The sequence below is a fragment of the Streptomyces sp. 147326 genome (assembly GCF_045000215.1).
GTDB lineage: Bacteria > Actinomycetota > Actinomycetes > Streptomycetales > Streptomycetaceae > Streptomyces.
Map to the genome: position 1 here is coordinate 8,842,174 of NZ_CP134201.1, position 13,049 is coordinate 8,855,222.

Sequence of the window (13,049 nt, forward strand, 5' to 3'; positions counted from 1 at the left end):
TTCACGGGTCCGGGCCGACACAGGAAGGCCCGTTCTCAGCCGTGACGAGGGCGATGGGTTGCGCTCATCCCGAGACACTGTCCACTGGCCGCTGGGCCTTCTACGCCAGCCCTGAAGCCAACGGCCGCATCGTCCCCGACGAGACCGCCACGCGCGGTCATGAACTTCAGCTGTCCTTCACCGAGGATCCGACGTGCACCGTGTGGGTCTACCTCTTCGGCGATGCAGAGGACCCCGGCATGTGCCCCACGAAGCATCCGGCCGACGGCTGCCCTCCGGGGCGGCTACCTGAAGAGGGATGAGGCCGCTTCGCACTCCTGACGCCCATTGCCGCCGGAGGGAACGACCACCTCAAGCGAACGTGACCGGGTCGACGCCCGCTGCGCGAGGGCATCCGGCTACGAAAATCTTGCCGGAGCCGATCCGGGCTCCGGCACACATTCCGTGAGGGCGATCAACGGGATTCTGCTCCTGCGACATCGCGTCGTCTGCGGCTGCTGGACTGACTGGTCGACTGGCTGTCTCGGCCAGCTTTTGTTTGCAGCTTGCTAGCTCGTTCGGCCGGGTGGTAGTTCGGCCCGACACCTTCGATCAGCAGTAAGTCGCCTTCGATGTGGTCGGTACGCAAGTGCAGGATGGTCTGGTAGGCCGGAGAGTCGTACCAGGCACGGGCTTTGGGCAGGCTGGGGAACTCGATCAGCACCATGCTGCCAGGCCAACTGCCCTCTACGACTTCGGCCGGCGGACCGTGGATGACGAAGCGGCCTGCGAAGGGGTCGAGGGTCGCCTGGATGCGCTCCAGGTACTCGATGACGTCAGAGTGATTCCGGCGGCTGCGGAGATGAGCGAAGCCATAAGCGGGCACCACGGGGCTCCTTCGTTCCGGGGGTGAGCGATGACCGAGAACGTAGCTGAGGGCGGTTGGGCGGTGCGATTACCCCAGAAGTAATTGCCGCGCGGGCGAGGAAATACTCTGCGGCCCAGGCCCCGGAGTCCCAGCTTTCGGCGAGCGGGACTGGCACCGGCGCCTGCCCGACTTCCCCGCCCCGGTTGCAGGCGCCGCGCCGTATCCGCAGTTCGACCGGCGTGCGGTGGTGGCCTGGCGCCTCGCCCTCGACAAGATCGGCGTTCCCGCCACCGTGCCCGCGGCCACGATCGCTGTATCCGGCCCCGGTGGCCGGACACGCACCCTCCGCTCGGACGACCCCGCACTGCTCCTGGCGGACGACGCGCAGGGGACGGACCGCTTGTCCGGCTGGGCGCAGGAGGGCGACGCCGATGCGCTGGCCGAACTGAGGCACCGACCGGAATGAGTGTGAAGCGGCTGACCGCGCCGGTCCGCGCCGCTGGCGGTGCTCGGGGACGCCCGGCTATCGGAGCGGGCGCGGTCGGGGGCGGGCGGGCTCTGGGTGGAGCTGTCCTGGCTGGCCCGGATGCGGGGCGCCGCCGCAGGCACGACCGGGGTGGTCCGGCACGGGATCACGTCCGCCGGCCCAGGGGAGGAGTGCGCGTGCAAGTGGCACGACTGCGTGGGCATCGTCCTGGTGCCCGGAGCACGGGAGCGCAGCGGAGCCTGCGATGGAGTGGCACCTCGTCGGTCCTTCCCGGGCGGCCCTCCAGAGCCGGGTCGGGCTGGCCCGACTCCGGCCGACGCTCCGCCAGTGGGGGTGGGAGTCGAACCGCACGGTGAGGCGAGGCCGCTGCGGCCCACCCGGCGCCCGCTTTCGTGGGCGGATCGGGGTGTCGGCCGGCTTGGTCAGCCAGCGGGTGACAGGGGTGGCGAACGCGGCGATGGCGAAGCCGACGCAGGCCTGCTCCGCCTACCCTGCGCGTCCCCACGGCCGCGGTTCGCGATCGGGCCGAGTTTCGCTGACCTCCTCGAGCCGAAGTCGGAGGCCTCCGGGTTCTGTCCCGTGGCGCGAACCCCCAGTCCTCCAATCCGCAGACGGGAGCCCCCACGCGCACTGGATCAGTCCGCTCTGCACAGACCCGCCGCCCCGCTATGTGCCGACGGGATTCGCGAGGCGCTGCGACACTTCGACACCATCACCGTCCAGGACCACCCGACGAGCATGCGCCGTGACCGCGAGCACACCGCACCCCTCGTCACCGTGGGCGTGATCAAGCCAAGATTCCGTCACCTGATCGGCTCAGCAGGACCTAGAGTGTGCGCGTGACCGAGCAGAATCCCGAACTCATCGCCGGCCGGTACCAGCTGGTCGAACGCATCGGCCAGGGCGGTATGGGCCGGGTCTGGCGTGGCCTCGACCAGCAGCTTTTCGGACGCGAAGTCGCCGTCAAGGAGATCCTCTTCCCGCCGGGTATGGACGACAGCGACCGCGCCACGTTGCTCCGTCGGTTCACCGGCGAGGCCCGCGCAGCGGTCACTCTCAGCCACCCCGGGATCATCACCATCCATGACGTCGTGGAGCACCACGGCGCCCCCGTCATCGTCATGGAGTTGATCCGCGGGCAGTCCCTGGCCGCCGCCATCCGCAGCCGGGGCCGACTGCCCGTGCAGCGGGTGGCCGAGATCGGCGCCGCCATGCTCGACGCGCTGGCCGAGGCGCACGGGGCGCGGATCGTCCACCGCGACATCAAGCCGGACAACGTGCTCCTGACCAAGGACCGCGTCGTCCTCACCGACTTCGGCATCGCCCACCTCGCGGACGCGACGACCAAACTGAGCCACAGCGGGATCGTCATCGGCACGCCGCAGTACATGCCGCCGGAGCAGCTGGAGGGCAAGCGCCCGACCCCCGCCAACGACCTGTGGGCGCTCGGCGCCACCCTCTACCACGCCGTCGAGGGGCACCCGCCGTTCGAGGCGGAGGGGCTCCACGCCCTCGCCGTGGCCGTGTTCACCCGCCCGCACCGGCCGCTGGCCCACGCTGGCCCGCTCGCGCCCGTGCTGGACGCGCTCCTCACCAAGGACCCGGCGCAGCGCGTGGGCGCCGCGGAAGCGGCCGAGATGCTGGCGTCGGTGCTGCGGTCCTCCCGGCCCCGGGCCGACGCATCCGCCGCGCTCGGGTTCGGCCACGAGTCCGTGCCCCAACCCGAGCACACTCCCACACCCACGCCCGATCTGAGGGCGACTCCCGCTCCCGCTCCCGCTCCCGCTCCCGCTCCCGCTCCCGCTCCCGCACCGGCACCGGACGCGGCGGCGGAGCACGCTTCCGCTCCGACGGCACCGGAGCAGGCGCCATCGACGACGCCGTCACCGCAGACCCCCACGGCCCTGGACTCCAGGTCCGCCGCCGGCACCCCGCACCGCCCCGTGCCGGACCGGCCGACCGGCCCGCCCGTGCCCGTACCCCCAGCCGAGGACCCGGTCACGCTCAGGGCTACGGCCAAGACGGAGCACGCCGAGCGGGCGTCCGCTCGGCGGCGGGCCCTCACCCGGCGCTCTGCGATCCTGGGCGCGGCGCTGGCCACGCTCGCCACGAGCTCCGTCCTGACCTGGACCCTCACTCGTGACGATGACGTACCCCGCGGCGGCGGGGCGGCCGGCAGCGGCTCGGGGGCCTCGTCCGTCACGGTGGTGATCGGGGTGGACGCACCGTTCAGCGGTGGGCTGTCCTCGATGGGCCTCGGTATCAGGAACTCCGCCGACCTGGCGGCCAGGACCGCCAACGAAACCCGGCACGTTCCCGGTGTGAACTTCGAGATCAAGGCCCTGGACGACGGCGCCGACCCCGCCAAGGGCGGGCCCAACGCCGCCCAATTCGTGTCCGACGAGAAGGTGCTGGGGGTCGTCGGACCCCTCAACTCCGGTGTCGCCCGGACCCTGGTGGCACCGCTCGCGAGGGCGGGCGTGGTCAACGTGTCACCAGGCAACACCGACCCTGTCCTGACACTGGGCCCCGACTGGGCCGCAGGAACCAAGTCCCGTCCGTACTCCACCTACTTCCGCACCATCGCCACGGACGTCGACCAGGGGCCGTTCGCCGCCCGGTACCTGCACGGCGAGGCGAAGAAGACCAAGCTCTACGTGATCGACGACGCGAGCGCCCATGGCACCGCCCTCACCTCCGGTTTCACGGCCGAGTACACGAAGCTTGGCGGGACCGTCGTCGGTACCGAGCAGGTCGATCCCGCGGAACGCGCCTTCGCGGGCCTCGCCGAGAGAGTGCGGTCCTCAGGCGCCGACGCCGTCTACTTCGGCGGCTACTACGACACTGCAGCGCCGCTCTCCCAGCAGCTCAAACAGGCGGGGGTGAACGTCCCCCTGATGGGCGGCGACGGCATCTTCGACCAGCAATACCTCACGGCGAACCCGAAGGCCGAGGGCGACCTCGCGACCAACATCGGCGTACCCGCCGAGGAGTCCGCGGCGGGGCAGGACTTCCTCGCCCGGTACCGGAAGGCAGGGTACCCGGAGGCGGCCGGCTGGTATGGCCCCTACGCGTACGACGCGACCTGGACCCTCATCGAGGCGGTGAAGGCCGTCGTGACGGCCAACGGCGGCACCCTCCCCCCCAACGCCCGGGCGAAACTGCCGCAGGCCGCGGCGACGCTGGCCTTCGACGGTGTAACGGGCCGCGTCACCTTCGACGGGAACGGCGACACGGTCAACCGCCGGCTGACGGTGTACACGGTGAACGACGGCAGCTGGGCGACCGTGACGAGCGGACCCGCCACCCGCTGACGCCTGCCGGGGCGACGCGGCCCGGAAGCAGTCCGGCCCAGGGCGCCATGTCCCGCGCGGTCGCCTGCGCGCCATTGGACGCACGGTCCCGCTGACGGGTCTAATGCGGAGGCCGGCTGCCAGCCACCCAGGCCGGCCCCGACCATCCCTGGACCGGCGTGCATTCACCGTCGCCTGGGGCAGCCGCGAATCCCTCGACCCGATGGTTCTTCGAGCGGGTCGCGGAAGTCAACGCGGACACCGCTCCGTCCAGTGTGATCAAGGAGCAGTCGGCCAATGAGGTGACCGGCGAGCGGCCTGTGTCCCCTCGCACCTCGTGAGGCATCCAGGACGATGGCAGGGTTCACGGCGCCGGCGACCCCGCCGGCTCCTGGTCGCGTGGCGGACTCTGGCAGGTCACGTCCCTCGCGGGGAGCCGGCCCGTGGTGAGGTAGGCGTTGACGGGGTCGTTGGCGCAGGAGGTGGGGTCGGTGAGGTACACGCCGTGGCCCTGCCCGCCCTTCGCCAGCACCATCCGCGAGCCCTTCAGGGCGCGGTGCAGGCCCTGACCGCTGCTGAGCGGGGTCATCGGATCCCACTCGTTCTGCACGGTCAGCACCTTCGCCTGGTGCGTCATGGGCGTCGCGGCCTCCAACGGCCGCTGCCAGAAGGCGCAGGGCTTGATGTTCGACGCGAAGTCCCCGTACAGCGGGTACTTCACCTTGTCCTGGACCGCGTCCCGCGCGTACTGCTCGGGGTCGCGCGGCCAGTTCTCCGTGTCTCCGCACACCACGGACCAGTAGACGGCGGTGGCGTTGTCACCGGGGGCGGCCGCCGGGGCGGGCCCGTTGCCCGGCGCCGGGGCGGCCGCCGTGTCGGTATCCGGCCCGGTGGCCCCCCGGCCGCCGGCGAGGAGCCTCTTCACGTCCGGCACCCCGGCGTCCGCCGGCAGGGGTGTCCGCTCGGCGGCGGCTTTGAGGGACCTCGTGATGATCGAGGCCTCAACCGGGGAGTAGAACACTCCCGGGTCCCTGATGTCGTCACCCGTGACCTTCTGCCCGAAGTAGTCGATCGGTTCCCGGTCGGCGCGCGCCACCAGTGCCCAGAACGTGTCGGACACCGCCTCGGGGGTCGCGCCGAGGCCGTATTCGGCCGAGCGCTCCGCCGCCCAGTGCGTCCACCGCTCGAAGGCCGGCCCGGAGCTGGTCGCCCACACCTGGTACATGCCGCGCCAGACGCGGTGCGGGTCCACTGCGCTGTCCAGCACGAAGCGGTCCGTCCGCTGCGGGAACATCTGGGAATACACCGCACCGAGGTAGGTCCCGTACGAGTAGCCCAGGTACGAGATCCTGCGCTCGCCCAGCGCGGCGCGGATCACATCCATGTCGCGGGCCGTGTTGCGGGTGGTGATGTACGGGAGCACGTCACCGGCCTTCTCACGGCACTTGTCCGCGACGTTGCGCGCCCACGCCACGTCCGAGGCGAAGCGCTCGGGCCGGTACGCCCCGCCGATGCCCGTCTCGGTCTGGTTCAGCCCGCAGGTGACCGGGCTGCTGGCCCCGACGCCGCGCGGGTCGAAGCCGATGAGGTCGTAGCGGTCCCGTACGTCCTTGGGCATCTCCGTGCTCATCCGCATCGGCCGGTAGAGCCCGGTGGTGCCGGGTCCGCCCGGGTTGAGGAGCATGACGCCGTGCCGCTTGGCCGGGTTCTCGCTCTTCACCCGGGATATCGCGAGGTCGATCGTGGGGCCTTGGGGGCGCTTGTAGTCGAGCGGGACCTTGAGGACCGCGCACTCGTAGGTCGCCGGTTTGTCTGCACTGCAGCGGTGCCAGGCGGGCTTCTGGCTCATGTACTCGGGGGTGGACTGGGCAGCGGATGCCTGGGGAACGGCCAGCTGGGACAGGGTGGTTGCGATGAGTCCGGCGGTCGCTAACAGCGGTGCGAGGCGCTTCATACGTGCGGTGTCCGCTCTTTCGGAGATTGCGTGCCTGCCCACCGTGTTGCATCGGCGGGCGGGGCGGATCCCCCGTAAGGGCCACTCCTTGTACAACTCACGTACCACGCGATATCCGGACAGCTGGCCGACACGCGGCAGTGGGCCTGACGGCGCGTCGGCCGGACCGCGCCAGTCCGACAGAGGACCGGCTTGCCCGGCTGGTCCACCGATGCGGACGCCGACGCGCTCGCCGCCCTGTCCGCAGGCACGTTCGGCCTGACCGTCAAGCACCTGGCCACGCCCGGGACGCCGCCCCTGGCCGTCCTCGGCGAGGCCCGCGTGATCGACCGGTTCCGGTCGGGATCGGGAAGCCTGCGCCTCACGCTGGCCTGGCCGGCCGGCCTGCGCGGCACCGCCGCCTCAGGTGCACGAGGCGGGCCGGTCCGTCACGGCGTCGCCCATGTCGGGCCGGGCGAGGGGTGCGTGTGCACGCGCCACGACTGCGGCGGCGCGGTCCCCGCCTCCTGGTGCGAGGAGCACGGCGACGCCGTTGGGCCGGTGCTGGAGTGGCACCCCGGCGGCGGGATCCGCTGTACCGACCTGTCCCTGGCTCGTCTGGCCAGCGGCAGCCTGTCCGCGGATCTACTGCATGAGGTGGGGGAGGGAGTCCTCGGCCCGGGTGAGGCGTTCGGCGGTCTCGTCCAGTCCGTAGACGTCGATGATGCGGGCAGCCGATTCCGGAAGCTCGAACAAAAACCCCTTGCCCAATGGTCAAGAAGTGTTGACCATTGGGTGCATGCCCACTGATGATCTTCCCGAGACGCTCCACGTCACCACTGACGAGCAGCTACGCGCCGTTTCCAATCTCACCCGCCACCGGATCATGGCCGTGCTCCGCTTCGAGCCGGCGACGATTACGCAGATCGCCGAGCGAGTGGGCCTTGCGAAGGGGAGTTCCAGCTACCACGTACGGCTGCTGGAGCGGGCCGGCCTGGTGAAGGTGGTACGAACGCGGAAGGTTCGGGGGGTCACCGAGCGGTACTACGCAATGGCCGCGCGGGCGATCGTGCTGCCGGATCCGGGCGAGGGAGGTCCGGATGTGCTGATGCGGCATGCGGTGGCGGACCTGGAGGCAGCCCCGGTGGACGGCGCGCGGCACGTACGGATGGCGCATCTGCGACTCACCGAGGAGCAGTTCGCGGAGCTGGGGGCGCGGCTGCAGGCACTGGCGGACGAGTACCGGGAGCTGTCCGATCCGTCGCTGCCGGACGCGTCACTCGTCTTCGCACTGTTCCACCCGGCGCCGCGCGAGCAGGCCGAAGGGGACGCCAAGTGACTTCAGACGTTCGGAAGCTGCCGACCGGCTTCGGCCGGCTGTGGACTGCGCAGACGGTGTCCTCGCTCGGTGACGGGGTGACGCATGCCGCACTGCCGCTGCTCGCGTTGACGTTGACGCGGGATCCGATGGCGCTCGCCGTCGTCACGGCCGCCGGAACGCTGCCGTGGCTGCTCTTCGGGGTGCTCGGCGGTGCGCTCGTGGACCGCTGGGACCGCCGGCGCACGATGTGGGTCGCGGACACGGCACGTGCGGTGCTGCTCGCGATACCGGCGGCAGCGGCCGCGCTCGACGTGCTGAGCATCCCACTGCTCGCGGCCGTCGCCTTCCTCCTCGGCCTCGGCGGCCTCTTCTTCGACACGGCCGCCACGGCCTATCTGCCGGACCTGCTCGGCCGCGACCCCGCGCTCCTGGAGCGCGCCAACTCCCGCCTGCGCGGCACCCAGACCGCCGCGTCCGGCTTCGCCGGGCCGCCCGCGGGCAGTGCCCTGCTCGCGCTCGGGCGGGCAGTTCCGCTGCTCGCCGACGCGGTCTCGTTCGCGCTCTCCGCACTGCTCGTACGGTCGCTGCCTGCCGCACCCCGGCCCGTACCGCAGGATCGTGAAGCGCTGCTGCGGCAGGCGCGGGCCGGCGCCTCCTACGTATTCCGGGATCAGTTGCTGCTCGGGCTCGCGCTGCGTCCGGCGGTCGGGAACATCGCCTTCCTCGCCGTGGAGACCGTACTCGCACTCTTCGCGCACGATCGTCTCGGCATCGACACCTTCGGCTTCGGCCTGCTCCTCACGGCGGAGGCCACCGGCGGTCTGCTCGGCGCGGGCATCGCCTCCTTCCTCGGCCGACGACTCGGCACCGGCACCGCGCTTACCTGCACGGCCGCAGTCGAGGGACTCGCCATCCTGGGCCTTGCCGCCGCCCCGAACCCGTACGTCGCCGGCCTCGCGCTCGCCGTCTGCGGAGCGGGCATGGGCGCCACGATGGTGCTCGGCCCCTCCCTCCGACAGGCGATCGTCCCCGCCCACCTGATGGGCCGGGTCGCCTCCACCTCCCGCATGCTCGCCATGTGCGCCGCCCCGTTCGGCGCCTTCCTCGGCGGCTGGCTGGCCACCACCTACGACGTACGCACCCCGCTCTACACTGCCGCCGGCCTCCTCCTCACCATGACCGCCGTCACGTCGACCATGACCAGCAACCGTCGGGTAGAGGCGGCGCTGCGTGCCGCCGCCCAGGCCGATGATCCAGATCACCCGAAATCCTCAGATCCCGTTCAGGAGCGTGCCGCGTCGCCAGGGACGTCAGTCGATCAGTCTTGAGGTTTCGGCGACCACGGGAATATCGCACGCTACACATGACGCTCCCCACCAGCTGGTGGCTACGGCTGCACGACGGAGCGAAGTCGCCGGTACGCCAACGACCTGGGTTCGGACGTGACCCTCGTCAGCGTCACGGCCCGTTCGAACCGTCAGAAGAGCGACCAGGACCCGGCGACGTGGATGCCGGCTCCGGCGGTGCACTGCCGGTACATCGGTGAGTGGGTGGCGACCAAGCACCGGTGCGGTCTGGCGGTGGACCAGGCCGAGCGGGAAGCGTTGCTGGGATACGCGGCCGGCTGCCCGAACGCGAACCTCGCCTTCGAGCGGGCCAGCTGACACAGCCCAGGCGGGAAACGGCGGCGGCGGTCACCAGCACAGTGACCGCCGCCGTGCGTTCCCTGGAGGGATACGCCTGCTCCAGGTGGACGTGACCGCCTAGAGCGTGTCCGCAACGCAGAGCCCTTGAAGGAACCCCGGTCGGGCTGAGGCCGCGATCTCGGCTGCTCTGGCCGGCGCGCGGGCGGGTCCGCCCCGTGGGGCGGACCGCCGCGTTCGGTGCGGGGCTCTGCTGCAACAGAGCGGTCCGCGTGCCCTTGTGTTGAGTGGAAGCGACCGCGAGGGCCCGCAGGTCGCTTCGCAACAGTCCGCGCTGACTGCCGCTGCCTTCTGAGATGCGACAGGAAGAGCACGGGACGGATCTGCAACAACACGCCCCCAAAGCTCCTGAACTCGAAAGACGACAAGACTTGTTGCACCGATGTCCGCATGCAGAAGGGTGCCATGCGGGACATCGGTGCAACAACGCGCAGGCGCGGACCTGCTTGCGGGACGCAATGAATCTTTCCTGCGCGCTCGCGGGCTCCGCAGGGTCCTCATCAGCTCAAACGTGTTCTGACCAGCCTCAATGCGAAACCGTTTCGACTGATTAATGACGAATTGGGGTGTGGGTGGAGGGTGGAGCGCACCATGCGTGTGCGGCATCATCGTCAACCTGGCCCCACGAGCTGCAACTCGCGGACCAGACAGATCACTTGAGTGGAAGCGACAAGCGAGAAGCAGCCCGGAGGTCGAACCATGCCCCGATCACGTGATGCGCGGGAACCGTCCCAGCGCAGCGAGCAGCATCTGCCCGCCACGGCCGCGTTCCTGGCCGCAATCATCCTGGCTCTGACCGTCGGCATGGCCGCCTACGGCATGCCGGTCGAGACGATCATCGCGGTTCTGGTCATCGCCTCCGGCGTCGCCGTCGAAGTCGTTCGCCGTCTGACCGGCGTGTTCCACCGGCGCCGCAGCTGACCGATGGGACGGCCCAAGACGCCACTGACCGGCCAGGGCCCCGTCCACACGCTCGCGCAGCGTCTTCGGACGCTGCGCGAGCGTGCCGGCAAGCCCTACCACGCCATGTCCGGCGCGTACTCCGTCGCGACACTGGCCCGGGCCGACCGCGGCGACCGTCCGCCACGTTGGCCGACCGTGCTCGCCTATGCCCGCGCCTGCGACGCCACCGAGCAAGACCTCACCGACCTGCAGCAGCTGTGGCGTGCTGCCAGCCACAGCCAGGCCCGCGCCCGCCGGAACACCGACGACCCGACACGCTTCATCGCGCCCGCGTACATCACCACCGTCGAGGACCTGCACACCAGCCTGCATTACCTTTACCTGGCCAGCGGAGCTCCCAGCCTGCGCGAGCTGTGCCGGCGCGACCCGACCGGCCGGCTTCCCGCACTTTCCCGCACCACCGCGCACAGCCTGCTGACCCAGCGACGCCCACCCAGCCTCTCCACCATGATCGCCTTCCTCGCACGGTGCCTGACCACCGCGGACGGCGGAGCGCACCGGCACCACGACATCCCCGCCTGGAAAGAGGCATGGACCAGGGCACTGCAGCCCCCCGCCACCACCGATCCCGCCCGACCAGCCACACCCGCCCCCACCCCGGCAAGCACGGCGACCCCCGACACGGACCCGCCCCCGCCCCCAGCCCAACGCACCGCTTCAGTACGCCCCGCACCGGGACCACGCATCAAGCGCCCTAGAACCCTTCCCCGGCCCAACCTCCCACCCGGCCCCCTCAAAGACCTCAACGCGCTGCTCCACGATGCCTACCTCGCCGCCGGAGCCCCGACCCTGGACACGATCGCCGCCGCGATCCTGGAGGACGACCATCTGCGCGGCGCCCCGTCCCGGGACACCATCCGCCGCGGCCTCGCCACCGGCACAGCCATCGGCCAGGCCGACACCGAAGCCATCGCATCTGTCCTGGCCGACATGGCGACCTGGGACCGCACCAGCATGCTCCAAACGATCCGTGAACTATGGGTCGCCTCCCGCACGCACACCACGCCCGGCCGGCCCATCACCGACTACGACCCCCACGAACTCGGCGTCCACCCCATCGCCGCCCCCAACAGCGCCGCCACACCCCTGACGCCCTACATCCCCCGCCCCCACGACCTGGAGCTCCACGACCACATAGACCGTGCCGTGACAGGCCGCAGCACCGTGGTCTTCCTGGTGGGACCGTCCGCCAGCGGCAAAACCCGAGCGATATGGGAAGCAGTACGCCACCTGCCCCAGCCCTGGAGACTCTGGCGCCCCTGGCCGGCACCAGACCCCGAAAGCGTCCTCACCGAACTGCAGCACCTCCCCGCGTGCACCGTCATCTGGCTCGACGAAGCCCAGCACTCCCTCCACGGGCCGCAAGGAGAACAATTCACCACTACACTGCGCTCCGTCCTCGGCGACCCCACGCGAGGCCCGTTCCTGGTCCTGGGCACCCTCTGGCCCCACTACGCCAACGAGTTCACCAGCCCGCCCTCCCACACCGAGCCCGACCCGGCACCCCACGCCAGGGCCCTCATGCAGCAGGCCGCACTCCTCGCCGTCCGTGAACACTTCACGCAGCGAGAACACCAGACCGCCCTCGAGCTCGGTGACGAGCCTCTCAGGCAGGCCGCACAACTGACCGAAACCCGCGTCCTGCCCATGCTGACCGCCGGCCCCCGACTCCGCTCCCGCTACCAGACAGCACCACCCGCTACCCAGGCTCTCGTCAAGGCCGCTGCCGCTGCCCGAGCCCTCGGCGCCGTGCACCCACTGCCGCAGCACGTACTGCTCGCCGCGGCCGTCGACTACCTCGACCCCCTCGTCTGGGAGCTCCTGCCCGACGACTGGGCGCAGACAGCCATCGCCCACGCCACCACCCCCGTGGCCGGCGGCCTGAGCATGCTGCACCGCAGCCGACGCCCTTCGGTGACCGACACCGACGAACACGCCTATGCACTCAGCGACTACCTCGCCCACACGCTGACCGGAGAAACCGGCACTCCGCCGGACTCGGTGTGGAAAGCACTTACCGACACACCAGCCGTCATCGACCAGGACACTCTCATCGCCGCAGCACACCGCCACGGCCGCCTCGACGCCATCACGCCCCCTGCCCCCACGGCCCCGAACCCCACCGACAGCCCCCTGATCGCCGGCGCCCGCCTGCTCCACGCACAAGGCCGCATCGATGAAGCGCTGAACTGGTTCGAGCGAGCAGCAGCGGCAGGACACCACCAGGCATGGCTCGAAGCAGCCACCATGCTCAGCGACCAGGACAGAACCGAAGAAGCACTCACCTGGTACGAACGGGCAGCACATGCCGGCCACACCGGAGCACTCAGCCAGGCCGCATCCGCACTCGCAGCCAGCGGCCAGATCGACGAAGCGCTGCGATGGTACGAACGAGCCGCCGCGCACAACCCATGACGCAATGAGGCACCACCAACTTCGGGAACCCAGAGCAGCGGCGCGCCCAGCCCCTGGACGCACCTGCCGGTCTGCATTGCTGCGACA

Annotated in this window: 10 protein-coding genes; 8 read left to right on the plus strand and 2 right to left on the minus strand. The window is 70.7% G+C overall.

The window, feature by feature from the left end; all coding sequences use genetic code 11:
* Positions 1-454 precede the first annotated feature (454 nt).
* Positions 455-865 carry a DUF1330 domain-containing protein gene (locus tag RIU97_RS41125; RefSeq protein ID WP_404962614.1) on the minus strand — a complete coding sequence of 137 codons (411 nt, stop codon included), beginning with the start codon at positions 863-865 and terminating at the stop codon, positions 455-457.
* 226 nt (positions 866-1,091) lie between these two features.
* Here RIU97_RS41125 and RIU97_RS41130 point away from each other — a divergent pair, with 226 nt between their 5' ends.
* Positions 1,092-1,313: a hypothetical protein gene (locus tag RIU97_RS41130; RefSeq protein WP_404962615.1), complete on the plus strand. Its 222-nt coding sequence runs from the start codon at positions 1,092-1,094 to the stop codon at positions 1,311-1,313.
* Between the two features lie 860 nt (positions 1,314-2,173).
* Positions 2,174-4,648, plus strand: coding sequence for a bifunctional serine/threonine-protein kinase/ABC transporter substrate-binding protein (locus tag RIU97_RS41135; RefSeq protein ID WP_404962616.1), 2,475 nt, complete (start codon positions 2,174-2,176; stop codon positions 4,646-4,648).
* A gap of 343 nt (positions 4,649-4,991) precedes the next feature.
* Here the strand turns inward: RIU97_RS41135 and RIU97_RS41140 are convergent, their stop codons facing one another.
* Complete coding sequence (locus RIU97_RS41140; protein ID WP_404962617.1) at positions 4,992-6,581, minus strand: alpha/beta hydrolase; 1,590 nt, start codon at positions 6,579-6,581, stop codon at positions 4,992-4,994.
* 192 nt (positions 6,582-6,773) lie between these two features.
* Here RIU97_RS41140 and RIU97_RS41145 point away from each other — a divergent pair, with 192 nt between their 5' ends.
* The 6 genes from RIU97_RS41145 (at position 6,774) to RIU97_RS41170 (ending at position 12,962) form a co-directional block, all read left to right on the plus strand.
* Positions 6,774-7,370, plus strand: coding sequence for a hypothetical protein (locus tag RIU97_RS41145; RefSeq protein WP_404962618.1), 597 nt, complete (start codon positions 6,774-6,776; stop codon positions 7,368-7,370).
* Positions 7,360-7,899 carry an ArsR/SmtB family transcription factor gene (locus RIU97_RS41150; protein ID WP_404962619.1) on the plus strand — a complete coding sequence of 180 codons (540 nt, stop codon included), beginning with the start codon at positions 7,360-7,362 and terminating at the stop codon, positions 7,897-7,899. The genes RIU97_RS41145 and RIU97_RS41150 overlap by 11 nt, the downstream gene beginning before the upstream one ends.
* On the plus strand, positions 7,896-9,209 hold the full coding sequence (locus tag RIU97_RS41155) for an MFS transporter (protein ID WP_404962620.1): 1,314 nt from the start codon (positions 7,896-7,898) through the stop codon (positions 9,207-9,209). Before RIU97_RS41150 ends, RIU97_RS41155 begins: the two co-directional genes overlap by 4 nt.
* 114 nt (positions 9,210-9,323) lie before the next feature.
* Entirely contained in the window at positions 9,324-9,545 is a 222-nt protein-coding gene (locus tag RIU97_RS41160) for a hypothetical protein (RefSeq protein WP_404962621.1), read from the plus strand.
* A 738-nt stretch (positions 9,546-10,283) separates the two neighbouring features.
* A complete protein-coding gene (locus tag RIU97_RS41165; protein ID WP_404962622.1) occupies positions 10,284-10,505 on the plus strand; it encodes a hypothetical protein in 222 nt (73 codons plus the stop codon).
* Positions 10,506-10,508: 3 nt separating this feature from the next.
* A complete protein-coding gene (locus RIU97_RS41170) occupies positions 10,509-12,962 on the plus strand; it encodes a helix-turn-helix domain-containing protein (protein WP_404962623.1) in 2,454 nt (817 codons plus the stop codon).
* The last annotated feature ends 87 nt before the right edge of the window (positions 12,963-13,049 follow it).

What these genes read in the sequence shown, in the direction of transcription:
- RIU97_RS41140 (WP_404962617.1), bottom strand. Translation starts at nt 6,581, where the DNA reads ATGAAGCGCCTCGCACCGCTGTTAGCGACCGCCGGACTCATCGCAACC.
- RIU97_RS41150 (WP_404962619.1), top strand. Translation starts at nt 7,360, where the DNA reads ATGCCCACTGATGATCTTCCCGAGACGCTCCACGTCACCACTGACGAG.
- RIU97_RS41165 (WP_404962622.1), top strand. Translation starts at nt 10,284, where the DNA reads ATGCCCCGATCACGTGATGCGCGGGAACCGTCCCAGCGCAGCGAGCAG.
- RIU97_RS41170 (WP_404962623.1), top strand. Translation starts at nt 10,509, where the DNA reads ATGGGACGGCCCAAGACGCCACTGACCGGCCAGGGCCCCGTCCACACG.